The organism is Desulfosporosinus sp. OT (assembly GCF_000224515.1).
In the GTDB taxonomy this organism is placed as follows: domain Bacteria; phylum Bacillota; class Desulfitobacteriia; order Desulfitobacteriales; family Desulfitobacteriaceae; genus Desulfosporosinus.
Genome location: NZ_AGAF01000027.1, coordinates 1 through 19,614 on the forward strand (window position 1 = coordinate 1; position 19,614 = coordinate 19,614).

Below are 19,614 nucleotides of genomic sequence, written 5' to 3' on the forward strand. Positions count from 1 at the left end.
AATGCGTGAGTTATAATAGGCATAAATCAGTAGAACCCAGTAAACAAGCGGATTTCCACCGATTTATGCCTATTTTTTCACGCCCTTTTCAGGGTCAAAAATCAGCAATTTTAAATGATAAGGAGGAAAGGTCAAAATGTGCAAAATAATTACTGTTGCAAATCAGAAAGGTGGTGTATCCAAAACAACAAGTGTCCGCAATCTTAGCTACACTCTGGCTGAGTTAGGCTATCGAGTTTTGGTGGTCGATTATGATCCCCAATCGAACTTAACAGCTTCTCTTGTATTGGAAGATGAAAATGAAGATGTCCCTAAAATTCATACAACGATTGCAAACTTAATGACAATGGCAATGGATGAGGAAGAACTACCGCCCAAGAGCGAGTATATTCAGCAGCGCGGGAAGATTGACTTTATCCCCAACGACATTCATTTGTCGGTGGTAGAATCCAATCTGCGGATGGAGATGGGAAGCGAAAAATTGCTTATCAGTATCCTGGAGCCTTTCCGTAGGGATTATGACTATATCCTCATTGATACAAATCCTTCCCTAGGTCCGCTGACAATCAACGCTCTTTCCGCCGCCGATAGCGTTCTCATCACGATCAACCCTGAATTCTACGCTACCATAGGGCTTCAAGACCTGACCAAAACCATTCTTAAAATCAAACGCAGGATTAACCCCAAGATTGAATTTGAGGGTATCCTGCTAACCATGTGCGATATGCAGACCAATCTGCACAAAGAAGTCTGCGCGGAGGTAAATGAAGCATACAGTGGAGGCATGAGAGTTTTCAAAACCTCCATTCCCCGTTCTATCAGAGTGGGCGAAGCCAACCGCTGCGGATTGAGCATTTTGGAATTCGAGCCCAAATCCAAGGCGGGGATTGCGTATATGGAATTTGCAAAGGAGTTGATTGGATTTGCCGGATAGACCCGCACCGAAACGGATTAAATCAATGGACGAGCTGCTTATGGCAGTGGAGCCGGAGAACCAGCAAACCAATGTAAAAAGTGGTGTGGTCCGCTTAAAGTTTTCTCAAGTGGACCCATACCCCAATCACCCTTTTTGCCTATACAGCGGTGAGCGGTTGGACGATATGATTGCAAGCATCAGCAATTATGGTATTCTGACCCCGATGATTGCCCGCACCAAGGATAACGAAAGATATGAAATGCTTGCGGGGCACAACCGCATGAACGCCGGTACGCTGGCAGGGCTTGATGAAGGCGACTTTATCATCAAGGACAACCTGTCGGACGAAGAAGCGTGGATGTATGTCATTGAAACCAATGTCATGCAGCGCTCCTTTGCCGACATGCTACCGTCTGAAAAGGCGGCGGTACTTGCTCTGCGGCACTCAAAAATGTTCTCCCAGGGTAAGCGCAACGACATTATAGCAGAGCTTAAAATGCTTGAAAATCCGCAGTATATCAAGGAAAACGGAACTTCTGCCCTATTAGGGCAGAAGTTAACGAGCCGGGAAAAAGTCGCGGATGAATATGGATTATCTAAGAATACCGTGGCTCGGCTTTTAAGGGTGGACAAACTGACCGCACCCCTAAAAAAACGTGTGGATAGTGAGGAATTCGGCATCTACCCTGCCGTTGCCCTCTCCTACCTTGCCGAAGCGGAGCAGCAGGATATTGAAAAGGTGCTTTCCGAAAATGAATTCAAGGTGGATATGAAAAAGGCGGAAATGCTCCGCAGCTATTTCGAAAGCAGTAAACTGAACGAGAAAACCGCCTATCAAATCCTATCGGGAGAAATCAATAAAAAGCCGAAGTCAACCACACCGTCTCCTGTCAAAATCAAGCACAAGGTCTATTCCAAGTATTTTCCCGCAGACACAAAGGCCAGTGAGATCGAAAGAATCGTTGACGAGGCCCTCGAATGGTATTTTTCCAGCAAGGTCAAAGAGGGAACGCCTAAATGACAAGAAATGTCTTGACTTGTGCAAAATGTGGAGGCAATGACTTTGAGTTATCCTACGGCACCGACTGCTCCCACGACAAAAAAGGAAATGAAAATTGGGAGCTGGCGCTGGTCTGCAACCAATGCGGCTACTTGACAACCGTAGCTCGCACCAAGGGATATATAGTGGAAATCGAGCCTGTCAACTAAGAGGAGGTGAAATTTTGAGAAAGGATGAAAGACTGAGGACGGTCTATGAAACCATCGCGCCTCACATTACACGAACCGAGGGCGCATGGCGGGATTATCTCGGTTTTGCGGCAAGGTTATATAAATACAGCTTTGACAACGCCCTGTTGGTATACGCGCAAAATCCAAACGTCACCATGATTGCCACCACACCAATATGGAACAAATTCGGCAGATACATCAATAAAGGCGCGATAGGACTGGCGGTCTGCGAGTATGACAACGCCAGGCTGACAATCAAGCACCTGTTTGATATCTCTCAGACCAATGGCCGGGAAATCATACCAACAAACTGGCAGCTTGATGATAAGATGAAAGCAGAGCTGACCAGCCGCCTTTCCTATGCTCATAATCTTACATCCTCCGATTTTACCGAGTGCCTGAACCAATTAGCGGAAGAAGCGGTTGCCGAGCGCTTGGACGATTATCTGCAAGATTTTAACTTTGACATTGAAGGCCACCTGTTTTCACAATTGCCCCAAGACGGATTGCTCAGTCAAATCCAGGAGATTGTCAAAGACAGCGTAGCCTATTTTATCGGCAAGCGATGCAGCCTTGCGGACGATGAAATCCATACCGGCGACGGGATGATGACCATTGCCCATTTCGACAGCATTCCGTTGATCGCAAGGCTCGGACACACCGTAACCGACATCTCCAAAGGCATACTTCAGGAAGTGGAACGGACAATCAAAATCATTGAACAGGAAAGGAGGATGACACATGAGCAAAATCGAGATGAGCTACACCGAGAAGGACGGAGTGCTGCTCCCGAACCTTCAAATTTCCAACAACAGCGAGGACGACAACCAGCCCCTGGGCAAGTACGGCAGAATGGCGATGGAGTACCTGCACGAAAACCATCCGCAGCGGTTTATGATTTTGAAAATGGATGGCACACTGATGGAGAAAATGCACCGGGTTCACAGGGAAGCAGTGGAGAAAATCGAGTACATCACCCAACGGATGCTGGAGGCCGAGCCAATGCCGGCAACGGAGGACATCATGGAGAAGACCCGCCACTTAAACAGCCTCCGGTCGTCAGCGGAGGAAATCGTACTGAACGAGATCGTATTCAAGGTAAGGTAAGCCCGCTGCCCCCATACAATCAAAATGAAGAGCCGCCCGAAAGCGAACAGGATTCGCCGCCGAACGGCTCTTTTTTTATGCACGGAACACAGGTTGAGGCGACGAGGCAGGCCGGACCAAAAGCTTCCTATATAAATGTAGAATACACGGATGAACAGGTACGGGAATATTACGAAGGCATTTTAACAAGCACCGATCTCTACCCTATTATGATGTATGAAAAAATTCAGGAGCTTTTCGCAACCAACATGCCTCTCGAAGACAAGGCGGTCGCCCTGTCCAAAATTTACGAAGACTACGGCAATGCGGAATATCAGGCGGATGTGCTGCTGAAAACCACTCACCGGGGCGCAGACGGGATGTCGTTTTCCTTTGGGGACGGCTATACACACATACCTTGGCATACCATCGCCAACATCCTAAGAATGCTCATTGACGAAGGCGAATATCCGGTGCCTATCCCGGAGGAAAGCCTTGCAGACCAAATTGGTGACTTTAATATCCCCGATGAGATTGATGAAATGCGCATCGCAGACGGAGAAGTTTCTCCCATTGATCATGAAAAAGAGGAACCGAGTGAGCAGGAGCTGTATGCCTGTGTGGACAGCTATCTTTGCAATACGCAAATCATATATAAAGGCTGGCATGGTGAAATAGCGGCGGAGCTTGCCAATGACAATGAAATAGATGAATATCTGATGGCCAACTATTTTCGGGACCTGGATGAACGTGAAACGCGGATTGACGATCACGTTGTCACCTGTGCTATGGAGGATAACGGCGTTGAATTCCTGATTGACCACTATGTTGTCGGGTTGTCCTGGACGGAGCTGGTTGAAAGGATAAAAATCCTGGTCGAAACCGGCGCTTTCCCCGTGCCGCAAACTATAGAAAAGACAGAGGACGAACCGCTGCCAATGATCAATGTCCTAGTGGTGGAATTGGAGAAAAAGCCCTATCTCACCGCCATCCCAAGAGGAAACAATGCCTTACAGGAAAAAGTCGGCGGTCTGATTACCACCCTTGAAATCGGGGACGGCATAGATGCCATCTGCGCCGATGATGCCGACTTTGAAACCACGCCCATCAACCGCATGATAAACGGTCAGCCCATCTTCGGCACCTTTGTTGTGGCAAGAGTGAACTACAATACAGGTGAATATGAATCTCTGCAAGAGTCCGACATCCAAAAGTACATGACAGAATTCGCCACCTCCCTCATGGACATTAGCAGACTGGTTGCGGAGTATGAGGAAATGGAAGCGGCGCAGGAAGACACCGAGCCGGATATTGAAGCGACGGGCTTTTATCCCCCGCAGTCCGCGAAAAAGCAGCCAGGTTATGAGGAAGACCCTAATGTCCGCGGCAGTACTGACTTTACACAAATTGAGGATATATCTAGGTCTGACGAAATAGAACCCTTTGTACCCAAGCCTGTTGCCAATCAGCAAATGAACCTGTTCGATATGGAAGCTATCCCGAAGGATAAAGAAGCAGAGCTTATTGAATATGTGCTGCTGGAGGGCAGCCGAGTCGCCGGAGGCAAACAGCGCATCTATAAATTTGCCATGACCCATCCCACCGGCTCTGCTTTTGAGAAAATGTTAAAGAACGAATACGGTATTGGCGGTCATACTGTCGGCAGGCATGGTATCGGTTTTGAAAACCATGACAGCAAGGGGATCGTGTTTGACTGGACCGATGATAAAGGGGAAAAACACGAAACCAAAATCACCTGGATTCGAGCAGCTATTGACATTCAAAGGCTTATAGATCAGGGACGGTATATTGGAAACCCCGCTCCCGCTCGTACCTTTGAGACTGTACCCCAATCAGAAACCGAGCCGGTGTCGGAGCCTGTTTCAAAACCCCGTCCTGTCAAAATCGATTTCCGCTATTCCGAGGACTATGCCCTCTATCCAAACGGTGTGAAAACCAAGTACAAAAATAATGTGGAGGCCATCAAGCTGCTAAACAAAATCGAAAGCGAAAAACGGCTTGCCACAACCGATGAACAGATTGTCCTGGCTCGGTATGTGGGCTGGGGCGGTCTTGCTAATGCCTTTTCCGATACGGCCAGCGGCTGGGAAAAGGAATACCACGAATTGAAGCATTTGCTGGATGATAAGGAATATGCGGATGCCTTAAACTCCGTTGTCACCGCCTACTACACCGAACCGGAGCTCATCAGGCGAATTTACAAAGCCTTTGAGGGATTCGGCTTTACAGGAGGCGAAAATAGGAAAATACTTGACCCGGCGATGGGAACGGGAAACTTTTTTTCCGTGCTTCCCAAAAGCTATGAGGGAACGCCCCTGTATGGCGTGGAATTGGACAACATCACGGGCAGGATCGCTAGGCAGCTTTATCAAACGGCGAATATCCAGGTACAGGGCTTTGAGACCACCCGTTTTGAGGACAACTCCTTTGACATTGCCATCGGGAACATCCCCTTTAACAACATCAAGCTCTATGATAAGCGATATGATAACGAGGATTTTCTGATCCATGATTATTTTATTGCCAAATCCCTTGACCTTGTAAAGTCCGGCGGCATCATCGCCTTTATCACGAGTAAAGGTACGATGGATAAAAAAGATACCAGTGTCCGTGAATACTTTGCCCGTAGAGCCGACCTGATCGGCGCCATCCGACTGCCGAACACAGCGTTTAAGTCTCTTGCCGGGACGGAGGTTACGGCGGACATCCTGTTCTTTCAAAAGCTGGAGTCTCAGCGTACAGTAGATAAATATTTCCAGCCCGATTGGGTATTCGTCAATTCCAGAAAGCCCGATTACATGAATATGAACCAGTATTTCATCGACCATACGGAGATGGTATTGGGTGAAATGCAGTTTAGCAGAAATATGTATGGGCGTGAGGATAGTACGGCCTGTATTGCTCCCGAAGGCCAGGACCTTTATGTGGAGCTTGACAGAGCCATCGGAAATTTGCACGCCACCTTTACCGCCGAAGCAGACCAGCCCTTTGTGGAAATTGAGGAAGCCGAAGATGGAAATGCTAGCGAGCTGGACGCACCCGAAGGGACGAAAAGCTATACCTATGTGGTGCAGGACGATAGGATTTACTACTGTGAGCGTAACAAGCTAATACCGCAGGACTACATCGGCAAACGCGCCGAGCGCATCAAGGGTTTATGCGAAATCAGAACGGCGCTGCTGGAAGTCATCCGAATTCAGACTAATGATTACGAACCTGGCGAACTGAAGAAGGCCCAGAAAACCTTGAATGAGGTGTACGACCGCTTTGTTAGACAATGCGGCGCCATCAATGACAAGGCCAACATCGCCGTATTCTCCGATGACGACCAGTTTCCTCTGCTCCGTTCCATTGAGGATCAGATCAAGGATAAAAAATCATGGAACAAGGCCCCCATTTTCCATAAGGCCACCATCAAGTCCTATCGCCGTCCCACCCATGCCGAAACAGCCAAGGAAGCTCTTGAAATATCGTTGAACCAAAAAATGAAGGTTGATTTACCGTATATGGAAAAGCTGACACGCAAATCGGCAGATGAACTTATCAGTGAACTTGGGGATCGCATCTATCTCAATCCGCAGAAATACTACGGCAATTATTATGAAGGCTGGGAATTGAATGAGGAATATCTGAGCGGACAGGTGCGGGATAAGCTGCTCTATGCCAAACAGAAGGCTGAAGAATATCCCGAACTGTTGGAGAGAAACGTGCAGGCCCTTGAAGCGGTGCAGCCCAAATGGCTGGAACCCTCCGACATCGACTTCCGCATCGGAAGTCCCTGGATACCCATCGAGTATTTCCAGCATTTCATGCACGAGACCTTTGGCACTACGGATTATCTAAGGGACTCAATTACGGTTGACTATATGGAATACACCACCACCTGGCGCATCAACGGAAAGACAAGGGAGCCCACCTCCGTCAAGGTCAACAACACCTACGGCACAAAACGGGTCAATGCTTATCAGATTTTCGAGGATTGCCTCAATCTCCAATCCACCACGGTGCGCGATCCGGTCCCCTATGTGGACAATAACGGTAAAAGCCAGGTACGGTACGTGGTCAATGCCAATGAGACCATGATTGCACGGGCAAAGCAGACTCAAATCAAGGAAGCCTTTGCCTCATGGCTGTTTAAGGATAAGGACAGAGCAGATACCCTGCTTAAACTATACAATGAGAAATTCAATACCATTCGCCCCCGTGTCTATGACGGCAGTCACCTTATCTTTCCCGGCATGAGCGAGGAAATGGAGCTAAGGCCCCATCAAAAGAACTTTGCGGCACGGGTTATCTACTCCGGTACGGGACTAGCCGGCCATGTTGTGGGTGCGGGTAAAACGGCAGCGATGATTGCGGCGAGCATGTATCTCAAAAATATCGACGCCATCAAGAAACCCGTCTATGTGGTGCCCAACCACCTGACGGAGCAGTGGGCAAAGGAGTTTTACCGGTTCTTCCCGCAGGCCAACATCCTTGTTACCACCAAAAAAGATTTTGAAGCGAAAAACCGCAACAAGTTTGTTTCCAAAATCGCTATGGGTGAGTATGACGCGGTGATCATCGGCCATTCCCAGTTTGAAAAAATACCTATTTCCAAGGAGCGGCAGGAAGCGCAGATCAATAACGAGATCAACCAGCTTTCCTATATCATCAAAAAGATAAAAGAAGAAAAGGGAGAAAATTGGGCGATCAAGCAAATGGTCATCTTTCAGAACAACCTCAAAGCCCGCCTCGACAGGCTGGCGGCAGAGGGAAAGAAGGATGACCTTTTGAATTTTGAGCAACTTGGCGTGGATTATATGTTTGTGGACGAGGCTCATGCCTATAAGAACTGCTTTACCTACACCAAAATGCGCAACGTGGCAGGCATTGGCCGGTCCGCAAGTCAGCGGGCGACGGATATGCTTTTGAAATGCCAGTATTTGCAGGAAATGGGCAACGGTAAAGGCGTGGTATTCGCTACCGGTACACCTATCTCCAACAGCATGAGTGAAATGTACGTCCTGCAGCGGTATTTGCAGCCACAGATGCTGGCAAGATTGGGACTCAACTATTTCGATTCCTGGGCGGCAACCTTTGGTGAAGTGATATCGTCTCTGGAAATCACGCCGGAAGGCTCTGGCTACCGTATGCGCAACCGCTTCGCGAAATTCCACAACCTGCCGGAGTTGATGAACATCTTTCAGCTTGTGGCGGATATCCAGACCGCCGATATGTTGAACCTGCCTGTTCCCGAAATCAAGGACGGCAAGGCCACCATTATTGCCACCGAAGCTACACCCTTCCAGAAGATGATTATGGAAAGCTTTGTGGAGCGTGCGGAAAAAATCCGAAACCGTGAAGTTGAGCCAGATGAAGATAACATGCTCAAACTCACCGGTGAAGCGAAACTGATGTCCATTGATCCCCGCCTGGTCTACGAAGATGCACCTAATGACCCGAACAGCAAATTGAATATAGCCATTGGAAACGTCTTTGATATCTGGCAGGAAAGCTCTGAGCAAAGACTGACACAGCTTGTGTTCTGCGACAGCGGTACGCCAAAGCCCGGACAGTTTAACGTCTACGATGAAATGAAAAGGTGTTTGACGGAAAAAGGTGTGCCGGACGATGAAATCGCCTTTGTCCATGACGCTAAAACCGACGAGCAAAGAGAAAACCTATTTGAAAAGGTGCGCACGGGTGAAATCCGAATCCTGCTGGGCAGCACAAGCAAGCTTGGCACCGGAACCAACGTACAGGACAGACTGGTGGCGGTCCATCACCTTGACTGTCCGTGGCGTCCATCGGATATCGAGCAGCGCGACGGCAGGATACTTCGCCAGGGCAATCAAAACCCTGTTGTCAAAATCCTGCGGTATGTCACGAAGGGCACGTTTGATGCTTATCTCTGGCAGATTCAGGAGCAAAAATTGAAGTATATCTCACAGGTGATGACGGGCAAGAGCATTTCCCGCTCCTGTGAGGATATGGATGAAACGGTGCTTTCCGCTGCCGAAGTCAAGGCGATTGCGACCTCCAATCCTCTGCTGGCAGAAAAAATGGAAGTGGACAACGAGGTTATACGGCTGAAGCTATTAAAAGGTAACTGGAACAATGAACGTCTGACCTTGGAACGAAATATTAAGGATCAATACCCCGATACCATTGCCTATTGTGAAAAGAAGATTGCGAGCATCCGCAAAGACATGGAATTGCGGGAAAAAACCGAGGGGGAAGACTTTTCGGCGGTGATTGATGGCAAAACCTATGATGAGCGTGTCAAGGCTGGAGAGCAGCTCCTACTGATGATGAAGCTCCATGACCTTGCGGTAAACGGCGAACCTTTGCCTGTCGGTGAATACAGGGGCTTCCCTCTCTTTCTTGTCCTGAATGCCTTTAAACAACTGGAACTGCTGGTAAAAGGCGACAACACCTACAGCACACCCCTTGGCGATTCATCCCTCGGCGGTATCACAAGGCTTGAAAACGTAGTTGAAAAGATACCGGCGGTGCTGATGAATATGGAGCAAAAGCTGGCGGATACCCAAACTCAGCTTATAGAAGCCAGGAAGGAAGTCCAAAAGCCCTTTGAATTTGAGCAGCGCCTGAACGAGTATTCCGCGCGGCAGGCGGAGATCAATACCAGGCTGGAGTTTAAGGAGTTTCAAAAACAAGAGGAAGTCATATTTGACGAAAACACCGCGGCTGAGACAGAGAAGGCCTGTAATAAAGAAGCCTGGGAGGCGGAATATGCTTAAACCGCTTTCCCAGGCTTTGCTTTTAATGCCAATCCAGAAAGTATTGCCATGTCCATCCCCCTCTTGTGATTAGTCCGTTGTTAGACGCCGTTCTGGTTCTCCAGAGCATTCTCTAAAGCAGCCCTCAATTTTGAAAACCTAAATTCAAAATTAGCACTGAGAATTTTCTTTGGAATAACCCGTTGTCCATGTATTAACATCTCCGCCATTTGACCTAATGCTATTTTCAACAAAATCTCTGGAACTGGTAACCATGATGGTCTATTTAGAACTTCGCCTAGTATCTTGCAAAAATCACTCATTCTTACTGGCTCTGGTGCAACAGCATTTATAGGACCAGCTACCTCCTGATGGTCGATTATGAACCTTATCATTCTCGATAAATCTTGGATGTGTATCCAGGAGAGCCATTGATTTCCCGTACCCATTGGGCCTCCTATGTAGAGTTTAAATGGAAATGCCATTCTGTTTAGTGCGCCTTCATTTCCTAAAACTACGCCAATCCGAATAGTTACAACTCTGGTTAAATTATTTTGAACCTTGTATGCTTCTTTTTCCCAATCTCGGCAAACTTGAGCTAGGAAATCCTGACCAACTTCATCAGACTCTGTTAGCTCATCATCCTCACAAGGTCCATAATATCCAACTGCTGAAGCGTTAATTAGAACTTTCGGCTGAATAGTACCATTATTGATAGTCGTAACAATTGCTCTAGTAGTTCTAATCCTACTTGCTAAAATCTCCTCTTTCACTGAGTTGATCCATCGACGATTACCGATTGACTCACCCGCTAAGTTGATCATTACGTCAGTTTGCTGTAGCTCAGAAATCGAAGAAAGAGGAGAAACATTGTCCCATTCTATTACCTGGACTTTATTTTCAAAGCTGCTGGCAGTTTTTTGGGAATTTCTCGTTACAACATGTACCTGATATCCATTCTTAAGTAATTCCTCTATAAGATTTCTTCCGACGAAACCAGTCCCACCAAAAATTAACACATTCATCTTTCCACCTCCGAAATGGCGTCTAGCGTCCCGAGGGTTTGCTACGTCGGGTTACTACCCAAAATGCTATCACCGATGCTGCAAACCCTCTGTAGGCGGCGGATTATGCCTCTTTATTCAGAGACGACCATGGACGGGAGTCCCTTTGAACTTCCCCCGAACTGTATTAATGCACTAAATAGGAATAAGGCGTCACAGTAGTTATCCTTCAATATTCAACGCTTTATTAATAGTTTCTTGAATAAGCGGGCTACAGCATTTACCTAAAGGATTGTTGATCTCACACTTTCCGTTCTTCATTGCTCCTGTAAGTCTAATAATATCCTTCAAATCTTTTGCTCCATCATTAAGAACAGCATTTATAATTTGTTGCTCTGTAACTTGGTTGCAATAGCATATATATTTAGGGTCTCCATCTTTTTTAAACCATATTGGCACTTTTACCTGCTGTTTAGTATATGATATGCCTAAATCTGAATTAAAATAGACAACATTACATTGTTCATTCATGCAAATAAAATAAGTATTATCTTTTATTTGGTCTGCAAATTCATCAATAACTAAATGTTTTACAGTAAGGTTTTTTACCACTATTCCTTCACTATTACATACAGGGCAGAGGTTATTATTCCCTACTACACGAGTAGAGCCCTGTTCACTTGCTCAACAGGTTTTGTTTAACTCTAGTTCTTGCAAAATATGTCATCCCTTCTAAATTTATTTAAAGTATTAAAATTACAATTTATAAAATTATTAACTGAACATAATAAGAAAATATGAATTACCCTCTTGGATAATACATGATTACTAACACTCCAATAAGTGCTATAGTCCCTCCGATTAAGTCAAACTTATCTGGAAGAACATTATCTATTTTCCATCCCCACAGAATTGAAAGTACAATAAATATTCCACCATATGCGGCATATACTCGTCCAAAACTGGCACTAGGTGGTTGTAATGTTGGTATTACTCCATAAATGATTAAGGTTATAGCTCCAATTAAACCGTACCATATACTTTTCCCATCTCTTAACCATAACCATACGAGATATCCACCACCTATTTCAAATACCCCAGCTAAAATAAAATAAAAGATTGATTTAAGTATTTCCATTAAATAGTTCCTTTCTTTGTTTTTAAATTAATACACATTATCGTACTGTTGTGCCACAAGTTATTAACTAATTATACCATAAATATCAAATGAATTTTTTTCAACGAACTAAGCTGCTACCATGTGGGCGGCTTTTTTGTATTCAAAGTTAATAAAGATCTGTAACTATATCTCTTAGAAAGGATGTGATACCCATGCCGATGGTGGCAACACAGAGGCCCTACACCCTGTTTGTTGTGCCCGATGACGAGCCGACAAATCCGCGCGAGGAATGGGACAATTTCGGTACAATGGTTTGCTTCCACAGGCGCTACACGCTGGGCGACGAACATCACTACGACGACGCGGAAGAGTTCTTTCAAAAACTGGTGCAGGAGAGTATCCTGGATCAAGATGTTATTTCCTATATTAAGAATGGCAATGTGGATGGTTTGAAGCTGGAATATAACAAGTCCACTCATGAATGGGAGCTTAATTCATACTCTGATTTTTTCAAGAAGTGGTATACCGAATATACCCTCTCCGCACCGTTAAAAGGCAGCGAAACGGAACTGAGCGAAGCGATTTTCGGACAAATGCAGTGGCAGGATTTGAGGACTCTAGCTGAAAAAGCATACTGTATCCTGCCTGTCTACATGTACGACCATAGCGGCTTGACGGTAAATACCACCGGATTTAGCTGCCCTTGGGACAGCGGACTTTTAGGGTGGATTTATGCTCCCCACGATAAGATAAAGGAGGAATTTGAAGAGGTTACCCCTGAAACCGTTAAAAAGGCTGAAAAGCTGTTGGACGGTGAAGTAAAAGACTATGACTACTACCTTACCGGCCAATGCTATGGCTTCAGGCTGTATAAACAGGAAGAAGAAATAGATAGTTGCTGGGGTTTCCTGGGCGATTTCAGGGACGTGCAGGCCAGTATCAAAGAACACCTGCCCGATGAATGCAAGGACATTGTGGAAATTCTGCAAGACCGTTGGGACAACGCCAGCGTGGAGGATATCCTGGAGGAAATTCAGGAAAACGAAGAGAAGGACGAGCTTGATTGCGGCTTTGATGATGAGCTTACCGATGAAATGGAAATGTAGGTGGGACATGTGTTGAGACGACCGTTCATTTATATAATAAAAATATGGGAGACAACTAAGTCTCCCATGTAATAGAACTTCTGATTTATTAAGAAAACGCCATCTATGCTCAATTTATACTGCAATTTTGGAATCTGCAAAATACATCTCAATGAACACTTACCGCTTATTTGAACGTTAGAAGCTGGCTTGGATCAACGTCAAGAGCTTGCGCTATCCTAAATATAGAAATGATAGATACACCATAGACAGAGGTGCTTTCGAGGTGGCTAATGGTGGTATAACTTAAATCTGATTTTTCGGCAAGTTCATTTTGACTGAGACCTCGTTGTTTCCGAAAAAATTGGATTTTGAACCCGATGTTTCTTAGAAATTGCTTTTCTTCCGCTGAGTACGACTTGCTTTTGCTGGGGGGCATTATGATTCCTCCATTTTTAGATAAAACAATATTTTATACCATTTTATCTAAAACAAAATTGCAATCATACGCAATTATAAGGTATAATGTTGTAGTTACATTGCAATTTGGAAATGTCTGTATATTAATATTTCCCAAATAGCCGATTTGATAGATAAAATTAATTCATTTTAGAGAGGAGTGGATATAATGCTTAATATTGCTATATGTGACGACAGGCCCATCCAGCGGAAACTTCTAAATTTACTGGTTCATGAGTATGAGGAACAAAATGGAGTGCGCTTTAATCTTTATGAATTCGAGAGTGGGGAAGAAATTATTGAGAAATTTGATGAAAATAAAAAATTTTTCGATCTTTTCTTTCTGGACAACTTTATGAAAAAGCTGACCGGACTTCATACCGCTTTAAGGATTCGCGAGGAAAACACATCGTGTCACATTGTTTTTGTAACGGCATCCGATAAGCAACTGCAACTTGCTTTTATGGCAGCTTCACCGCTTGAGATACTGTTCAAACCGCTCCAACAAGAAGATATAAATAAAATATTTAGATAAGGTATTGGTCGGAAAAGTTGGTGAAAGGCCGTAGCGGATAGGGGAAAAGGGATAAAAAGACGATAAATCAAAGGCAGGTGCTCCATAGCTCATGGAACTCCTGCCTTCTTATTATTTAGGCTAACATACTTAGTTCTCTCTTTCCCCCTGCAGAAATCGAAAAAGAACTGGAGGCGGACTAATGGCAACAAGTGTCAGGTTCCAGCTTCAAGCTTTATGAAAGGAAGGAAGAATATAATGTCTGAAACAAATCTAAGCATTTTCGATAAAGCAATCGCAATCATACACAACACGCAAGACGGCAATCTGCTCTGTCCAACTCATTTAAAGCTTACCGAAATGGCTGTGAACGGTTTTTTGAATGACAGAGGCATCGAGGCATTTAACAAGCTGTATGAGGAAGTTATAAGAGGCGAATATAAACAGCCGTTTCTTCACGGCGTCGAACACATGACGCAGGACCATGAGGGATACATCCTGTTCAAAGGGAAAGCAGTTGAGCATTATTCAAGCCCGTGGATACATTCACATGACGCCAGAAATTCGCTTTTAAAGATTCAACAGCAATGCCTGTTTCTGGAGAGTAAGGGCATTACACCTGACAGTATGAACATTGTATGGCGCTGGAAAGATGATAACGAATTCGGCGAGTACCAAAAAGCAAAGTTAGACGATTTGATTACCGCAGACAACAGTAAAATTGTATTTTCTGAAATCACCTTGGACAACAACGACAGTCAGATCGTAACCTTTTTTATGCCTGGAAATCCCCATGACACGATGATTTATAACACAGATGATTACATCGACTTTATGGAGCGCCACTGCGACAACGGCGGAAAAGACTTCTTTATTCAGTCCCATACCTTTTCCTATGGTAAAGGTGAAGAACGGGAAGCAGGAGAGGATGAGATGAAAATCATCCTCTCCTGCTTCGATTATCTGAAAGGCAAAGACCTTTTGAAAGCAGAAGCCGTCAGTGAATATGGCTCAAAGGGATACAGCCGTTTTTATGAAGATGATCCCGAGCTTTCAGAGGAACAGGAGGAGTACGATGATGAGATTTGAGAATGTGGATGTGATAGACACCCTTCGGAAAATCATGCAGCACAACACGGAGCATTACCAGTCGGATTTTGAATATGACATCGCAAGACTGCAAAGAGCCGCGGAGGACAGCCGCGGCAGCCGACATTTCCTTTGGCTGTCCCGTGGGTTCGGCACCTGGTGTTTTGAAGAACGGGACGTCTATATCCGAAACACCCACGCCTTTAACACCTGGGACTATTACAATCATTCCAGCGAAAACGTCAAAGCCTTCGCGGTAGAGATCGAAGCCTTGCAGGGCAAAACTGTCGTCGGCCATGTTTTTGAGCTGGACTACAAAACGCATATTGAGGATGTGCGGAAAAACTGCTTCAACGCACAGGCGGTTGAGGCGGTTTTCAAGCATCCCGACAGCAACAACGGATACATCCGCAGGTTTGACATTGACGAATATAACACTAACTGGTACAGCATCGGCCAGCGTTACGGTGAGATTGAAGCCCTGCGCTATGAGGTGGGTGATGAACAGCGGCTGCAGGATGTTTTGTGCAAGGCAAGGCAGATACGGATAATGAATACCGCCGCCGGAAGCCTGGACAGATACATTGCTGCCATGGTAAAGGAACGCTTTTACAGCTACGGCTACACCCGTGACGATATGGTATTCACCATACCCAGAGATGTTTTTGACGCCCTGAAGCATAAGGTTCCTGTTTACATGCTGTCCAAAGACAACATCAGGGAGCCTGTCACCAGCACCGATGAAATCAGCTATCACCTCTTTCACAAGGGTATTTTTGGTATGGTGCCGGAAGACAAACGGCTGCTGGAATACCTGTTGGCTCTGCCTGAAAACCGGGCAGAGCTTTTTAATTGGACAGAGTTAAATCAAATTTACGTTCTGGCCATTGCCGCCGGTCAGTCGGGGGATATGGATAAAGCTGAGCTTAAAACCATAGAAACCATCATCTATAAGCTGGACAAGGCGCTTCCTGCCCCTCTTGAACCTGCGGAAAATGTGCGGGAGATTGATCACGAACTGGAGGTGTGACGCAGCCTATGGCACAAACGGCAACGAAACCCCTTCGCTTCACCGAGGAACAGATCGAACAGGCCAACCGGGTCAGCCTGGTTGAGCTTGCTCAGCAGTATGGCTTCAAGCTGGAAAAGGGAGGGCGCAAAGCCTTCCATGCCCAAAATTCCGGCGGTCTCTACATCTTCAAGGACAGCAACCGCTTTTACCACTGGACCTCTAATTCAAAGGGCGGTGCCATTGATTTTGTGATGAAGTATGACGGCAAAACCTTTACCGAAGCGGTGGCACAGTTAATTGGCGAAAGCTACGAGCCGTATGTCCGGGAGCGTATCCCCTACGTAAAAGCAGAAAAAGGTCCCCTTGTCCTACCCGACAAGGCCGCCAACTTCAAACGGGCCTATTGGTATCTGGTGAGCATCCGGGGAATTGCACCGGAGGTTGTCTCTCTGCTGATGAACGGGCGGAAAATCTACCAGGAAGCGAAATACGGCAACTGCGTGTTTGTCGGCTATGACAGGGACAAAAACCCGAAATACTGCTCTATGCGGGCGGCCCGCAAGGAAAGCGATTTTAAGCAGGATAAAGAGAATTCCGACAAGAGCTACCCCTTCTATATAGAGGGCAAAAATGATACCGTCATCGTTTCCGAAAGCCCTATCGACCTGATGAGCCATGCCACCCTTGCCAAAATGCATGGTCTGGACTGGAAGCAGGATCACCGCCTATCCCTCGGCTGCACCTGGGACGGAGCACTGGAACGATACCTGAAAGACCACCCTGAAATCAAAAGAATCGTCTTTGCCCTGGACAACGACTTCAACACAAGGGATAAGGACGGCAAGCGGGCTCCCAATTACGGTCAGGTGGCTGCCGAGAAATACTGCGGCAAATACGGCGAACAGGGCTATGCCTGCGCTATCCACCGGCCCCATCTCAAGGACTTCAACCAGGACCTTACAGAAATCCGCAAGGGCAAAAGCCCAAAGGAACTGGACGCCATGCGGGTTTCCATTCTGGAAGCCGAATTTGAACGCGAGGCACGGGACGAGCCGGAGGAAGAATCGGAGGACGAACTGGAACCCTGACTGATTTTCTTTTCATTGGTACACCCCTTCCCCATTCGGGGAAGCCCGAAACGAGAAAAACGAAGGTCGCAAGACCCTCGTTTTTTTCAGTTAAGGCAGGAATAGATTTGTTGAACAAATCGTCAAAACGGCTTGCCGACAGTGTCGGCAACGTTGTTAAAACCCTATATAGATTGTTAGTTTTTTGTTAAAGCGAAAGGCGGTGTTCATGGAACGCTGGCAGTTGGTACAGCGCCAGAGTCTCCCGCTTGAAGCAAAGATAATATTAACAGAGCAAAGAATCCGGGAGTGGGTGGATTACTATGGCATTTACGGAACCTATGTAAGCTATTCCGGCGGCAAGGATTCCACTGTACTCCTGGATATTTGCCGCCGCTTGTATCCGTCCATGACGGCGGCGTTTTGTGATACAGGCCTGGAGTATCCCGAAGTGCGGGAGCATGTAAAGCAGATGCCCAACGTGGAATGGTTGAAACCTAAAGTCCCTTTTAAAGAAGTTTTGCAGAAATACGGCTATCCCATTATCTCCAAGGAGTATGCCGACTATATCCACCGGTTGCAGCGGTCGCCGGACAATGAAGCGATCCGCAATAAAGTGATTAACGGGATCTGTGTCAGCGGACGGCCAACCAGCTTTAAGCTCCCGCAAAAGTGGCATTATCTCATTGACAGCGGAATTAAAATCAGCGCGGACTGCTGCGGAGTAATGAAGAAATCGCCGCTGAAATCGTTTGAAAAGAAAAACGGCGTGTTTCCCATTCTTGGTATTATGGCGGCTGAGAGCAAACGCCGGGAACAGAATTATCTGAAAGACGGCTGCAACGCCTTCAAGCTGAAGCGGCCCCAGTCCCGCCCCATCTCCATCTGGACGGAACAGGATGTTTTACAGTATATCGTCATAGAAAAGCTGCCCATTGCTAAATGCTACGGCGAAGTCGTACCAGCAAGCAGGCAGCTTTCTTTATTTGAACCTCCTCTGCTGGAAACGACCCTGTGCAAGCGTACCGGCTGCATCTTCTGCGGTTTTGGCTGCCATCTTGAGAAAGAGCCGAACCGATTTCAACGGCTGAAAGTGACGCACCCGAAGCTTTGGGAGTATTGCATGAAGCCTGTGGAAACAGGCGGGCTGGGGATGAGGCCGGTGTTGTTTGCCTATGGCGTAAAAATCGAATAAACCAAAGGAGTTTTCACGATGATGGAACAAGAACCTGCAATCAATCAAAAGGACTATGAAAGGGCTTCCCAACTTTTAGGGAGGCTCTTCGACGTTGATTCGGATATTACGGAACAAATCAACAGATGCCTCCAAGATTACGGAGCCAATGGATTTTTCAGAAACCTTGAGAGCTTCGATTTTTCAGAAGATGTTTTTGAAAAGCTGAAGGCTGTCAGAATGGTGCTGGTTGGAATGGGCGAAGAAGCAGTACCCGATTTACAAAAGCTTGAAAAGCCGGGAGGGGGTGCAAAACTGTGAAGAAAAACTATGATGAGGCTCACGCCTCCAACTTCATAAAAGGTATCACCCGCCTTACGGGAATTGCCGAAAGCAAGCTGAAAAAATATGCGGCTGAAAACAATCTCTTCAATGTGCTGGAGCACCCCAAGACCATTGACCCTAACAAACAGCAGCTTGAAAAGATTCATGTCCTGAACGAATTCATCTCTGCTTATCGGCTCCTCAAGCTACAGGAGAACGAAAACAAGCTGGTACTTGATTCCTCTAAGGTGGCGGGAGAATACTTTGCATCCTTATTGGGCGGCATTAAGGATAGGGAGAAGTTTATGGTTGCTTTTCTGGATACCGGCAACAACATCATCGAGACCAGGATCTTCTCCGAGGGAAGCATCGGAGAAGCAGCCGTTTATCCGAGAATGATCTTGAAAGCGGCCCTTGACTGCGATTGCACGTCCATCCTCCTGGCACACAATCATCCTGGGGGAAGTCGGATTCCATCAATTCAGGACAGGGATATAACCAAAAGACTGATATCCATTTTTGCGCCGCTCCAGATCAGCGTATTGGACCATATTATTGTCGCCAATAGCCAATATCACTCCATGGCCGAGATGGAGGGTATGCCGCAGCCCTCCAGGGATGTAAGCTACGATGCTATCCCTCTGGATAACAATAAGGCGCTCGGGGAGGATAAAGCAGATTTTCATGCAGACATTTCGGATTTTGATGAATCAGACCTGGATGAGTTTAATCTTATAGAACCGGACGACAAGGAGGATGAGGATGAATGGGAGCTTTGATTGACAAATAAT

The 19,614-nt window shown here is 46.3% G+C and carries 19 protein-coding genes; 13 read left to right on the forward strand and 6 right to left on the reverse strand.

Features of this window, described 5'->3' with window-relative positions:
* Positions 1-136 precede the first annotated feature (136 nt).
* The 3 genes from DOT_RS02390 to DOT_RS29495 are packed head-to-tail and all read left to right on the forward strand — an operon-like array spanning position 137 to position 2,125.
* On the forward strand, positions 137-934 hold the full coding sequence (locus DOT_RS02390; RefSeq protein WP_009613686.1) for a ParA family protein: 798 nt from the start codon (positions 137-139) through the stop codon (positions 932-934).
* Positions 924-1,937, forward strand: coding sequence for a ParB N-terminal domain-containing protein (locus DOT_RS02395; protein WP_139024099.1), 1,014 nt, complete (start codon positions 924-926; stop codon positions 1,935-1,937). The genes DOT_RS02390 and DOT_RS02395 overlap by 11 nt, the downstream gene beginning before the upstream one ends.
* The gene (locus DOT_RS29495) at positions 1,934-2,125 is read left to right on the forward strand and encodes a hypothetical protein (RefSeq protein ID WP_139024100.1); all 192 of its coding nucleotides are present in this window, start codon (positions 1,934-1,936) and stop codon (positions 2,123-2,125) included. The genes DOT_RS02395 and DOT_RS29495 overlap by 4 nt, the downstream gene beginning before the upstream one ends.
* A gap of 116 nt (positions 2,126-2,241) precedes the next feature.
* Here DOT_RS29495 and DOT_RS29500 read toward each other — a convergent pair whose 3' ends face one another.
* Both DOT_RS29500 and DOT_RS30145 read right to left on the reverse strand, forming a co-directional pair.
* Positions 2,242-2,553, reverse strand: coding sequence for a hypothetical protein (locus DOT_RS29500; protein ID WP_157998390.1), 312 nt, complete (start codon positions 2,551-2,553; stop codon positions 2,242-2,244).
* 78 nt (positions 2,554-2,631) lie between these two features.
* Positions 2,632-2,805, reverse strand: coding sequence for a hypothetical protein (locus DOT_RS30145; protein WP_157998391.1), 174 nt, complete (start codon positions 2,803-2,805; stop codon positions 2,632-2,634).
* 97 nt (positions 2,806-2,902) lie between these two features.
* On the opposite strand from DOT_RS30145, the gene DOT_RS29505 reads away from it, so the two are divergent.
* Together DOT_RS29505 and DOT_RS02400 are read left to right on the forward strand one after the other, a co-directional pair.
* Positions 2,903-3,253 (forward strand): TnpV protein, encoded by a 351-nt coding sequence (locus DOT_RS29505; protein WP_242833750.1) that lies wholly within the window; start codon positions 2,903-2,905, stop codon positions 3,251-3,253.
* A 917-nt stretch (positions 3,254-4,170) separates the two neighbouring features.
* Entirely contained in the window at positions 4,171-9,996 is a 5,826-nt protein-coding gene (locus DOT_RS02400) for an SNF2-related protein (RefSeq protein WP_242833751.1), read from the forward strand.
* A gap of 80 nt (positions 9,997-10,076) precedes the next feature.
* On the opposite strand, the gene DOT_RS02405 is transcribed toward DOT_RS02400, so the two are convergent.
* The 3 genes from DOT_RS02405 to DOT_RS02415 form a co-directional block, all read right to left on the reverse strand.
* The gene (locus DOT_RS02405; protein ID WP_009613695.1) at positions 10,077-11,000 is read right to left on the reverse strand and encodes a TIGR01777 family oxidoreductase; all 924 of its coding nucleotides are present in this window, start codon (positions 10,998-11,000) and stop codon (positions 10,077-10,079) included.
* Positions 11,001-11,201: 201 nt separating this feature from the next.
* Complete coding sequence (locus DOT_RS02410; protein ID WP_282433422.1) at positions 11,202-11,696, reverse strand: Csac_0668 family 2Fe-2S cluster-binding (seleno)protein; 495 nt, start codon at positions 11,694-11,696, stop codon at positions 11,202-11,204.
* Positions 11,697-11,781: 85 nt separating this feature from the next.
* Positions 11,782-12,117 carry a YnfA family protein gene (locus DOT_RS02415; RefSeq protein ID WP_009613699.1) on the reverse strand — a complete coding sequence of 112 codons (336 nt, stop codon included), beginning with the start codon at positions 12,115-12,117 and terminating at the stop codon, positions 11,782-11,784.
* A gap of 194 nt (positions 12,118-12,311) precedes the next feature.
* Between DOT_RS02415 and DOT_RS02420 the strand changes: the two genes are divergently transcribed.
* Positions 12,312-13,205: a hypothetical protein gene (locus DOT_RS02420; protein ID WP_050809807.1), complete on the forward strand. Its 894-nt coding sequence runs from the start codon at positions 12,312-12,314 to the stop codon at positions 13,203-13,205.
* 166 nt (positions 13,206-13,371) lie between these two features.
* Here DOT_RS02420 and DOT_RS02425 read toward each other — a convergent pair whose 3' ends face one another.
* Positions 13,372-13,623, reverse strand: a complete 252-nt coding sequence (locus DOT_RS02425) for a helix-turn-helix transcriptional regulator (RefSeq protein ID WP_009613702.1) — start codon at positions 13,621-13,623, stop codon at positions 13,372-13,374.
* 189 nt (positions 13,624-13,812) lie between these two features.
* On the opposite strand from DOT_RS02425, the gene DOT_RS02430 reads away from it, so the two are divergent.
* From DOT_RS02430 to DOT_RS02460, 7 genes are all read left to right on the forward strand, one after another.
* Positions 13,813-14,178: a response regulator gene (locus DOT_RS02430; RefSeq protein WP_009613706.1), complete on the forward strand. Its 366-nt coding sequence runs from the start codon at positions 13,813-13,815 to the stop codon at positions 14,176-14,178.
* A 237-nt stretch (positions 14,179-14,415) separates the two neighbouring features.
* A complete protein-coding gene (locus tag DOT_RS02435; protein WP_009613708.1) occupies positions 14,416-15,246 on the forward strand; it encodes a hypothetical protein in 831 nt (276 codons plus the stop codon).
* Positions 15,233-16,276 (forward strand): hypothetical protein, encoded by a 1,044-nt coding sequence (locus DOT_RS27640; RefSeq protein WP_050809808.1) that lies wholly within the window; start codon positions 15,233-15,235, stop codon positions 16,274-16,276. Before DOT_RS02435 ends, DOT_RS27640 begins: the two co-directional genes overlap by 14 nt.
* Before the next feature lie 8 nt (positions 16,277-16,284).
* The gene (locus DOT_RS02445; protein WP_009613718.1) at positions 16,285-17,346 is read left to right on the forward strand and encodes a DUF3991 domain-containing protein; all 1,062 of its coding nucleotides are present in this window, start codon (positions 16,285-16,287) and stop codon (positions 17,344-17,346) included.
* A gap of 208 nt (positions 17,347-17,554) precedes the next feature.
* A complete protein-coding gene (locus DOT_RS02450) occupies positions 17,555-18,520 on the forward strand; it encodes a phosphoadenosine phosphosulfate reductase family protein (RefSeq protein WP_009613726.1) in 966 nt (321 codons plus the stop codon).
* Between the two features lie 18 nt (positions 18,521-18,538).
* Positions 18,539-18,820 carry a hypothetical protein gene (locus DOT_RS02455; RefSeq protein WP_009613729.1) on the forward strand — a complete coding sequence of 94 codons (282 nt, stop codon included), beginning with the start codon at positions 18,539-18,541 and terminating at the stop codon, positions 18,818-18,820.
* Positions 18,817-19,602, forward strand: coding sequence for a JAB domain-containing protein (locus tag DOT_RS02460; RefSeq protein WP_009613730.1), 786 nt, complete (start codon positions 18,817-18,819; stop codon positions 19,600-19,602). Before DOT_RS02455 ends, DOT_RS02460 begins: the two co-directional genes overlap by 4 nt.
* The last annotated feature ends 12 nt before the right edge of the window (positions 19,603-19,614 follow it).

Bases quoted from the DNA above. Each gene is read 5' to 3' on its own strand.
- DOT_RS02390 (WP_009613686.1), top strand. From the start codon at position 137: ATGTGCAAAATAATTACTGTTGCAAATCAGAAAGGTGGTGTATCCAAA.
- DOT_RS29495 (WP_139024100.1), top strand. From the start codon at position 1,934: ATGACAAGAAATGTCTTGACTTGTGCAAAATGTGGAGGCAATGACTTT.
- DOT_RS29505 (WP_242833750.1), top strand. From the start codon at position 2,903: ATGAGCTACACCGAGAAGGACGGAGTGCTGCTCCCGAACCTTCAAATT.
- DOT_RS02400 (WP_242833751.1), top strand. From the start codon at position 4,171: ATGATCAATGTCCTAGTGGTGGAATTGGAGAAAAAGCCCTATCTCACC.
- DOT_RS02405 (WP_009613695.1), bottom strand. From the start codon at position 11,000: ATGAATGTGTTAATTTTTGGTGGGACTGGTTTCGTCGGAAGAAATCTT.
- DOT_RS02415 (WP_009613699.1), bottom strand. From the start codon at position 12,117: ATGGAAATACTTAAATCAATCTTTTATTTTATTTTAGCTGGGGTATTT.
- DOT_RS02420 (WP_050809807.1), top strand. From the start codon at position 12,312: ATGCCGATGGTGGCAACACAGAGGCCCTACACCCTGTTTGTTGTGCCC.
- DOT_RS02425 (WP_009613702.1), bottom strand. From the start codon at position 13,623: ATGCCCCCCAGCAAAAGCAAGTCGTACTCAGCGGAAGAAAAGCAATTT.
- DOT_RS02430 (WP_009613706.1), top strand. From the start codon at position 13,813: ATGCTTAATATTGCTATATGTGACGACAGGCCCATCCAGCGGAAACTT.
- DOT_RS02435 (WP_009613708.1), top strand. From the start codon at position 14,416: ATGTCTGAAACAAATCTAAGCATTTTCGATAAAGCAATCGCAATCATA.
- DOT_RS27640 (WP_050809808.1), top strand. From the start codon at position 15,233: ATGATGAGATTTGAGAATGTGGATGTGATAGACACCCTTCGGAAAATC.
- DOT_RS02445 (WP_009613718.1), top strand. From the start codon at position 16,285: ATGGCACAAACGGCAACGAAACCCCTTCGCTTCACCGAGGAACAGATC.
- DOT_RS02450 (WP_009613726.1), top strand. From the start codon at position 17,555: ATGGAACGCTGGCAGTTGGTACAGCGCCAGAGTCTCCCGCTTGAAGCA.
- DOT_RS02455 (WP_009613729.1), top strand. From the start codon at position 18,539: ATGATGGAACAAGAACCTGCAATCAATCAAAAGGACTATGAAAGGGCT.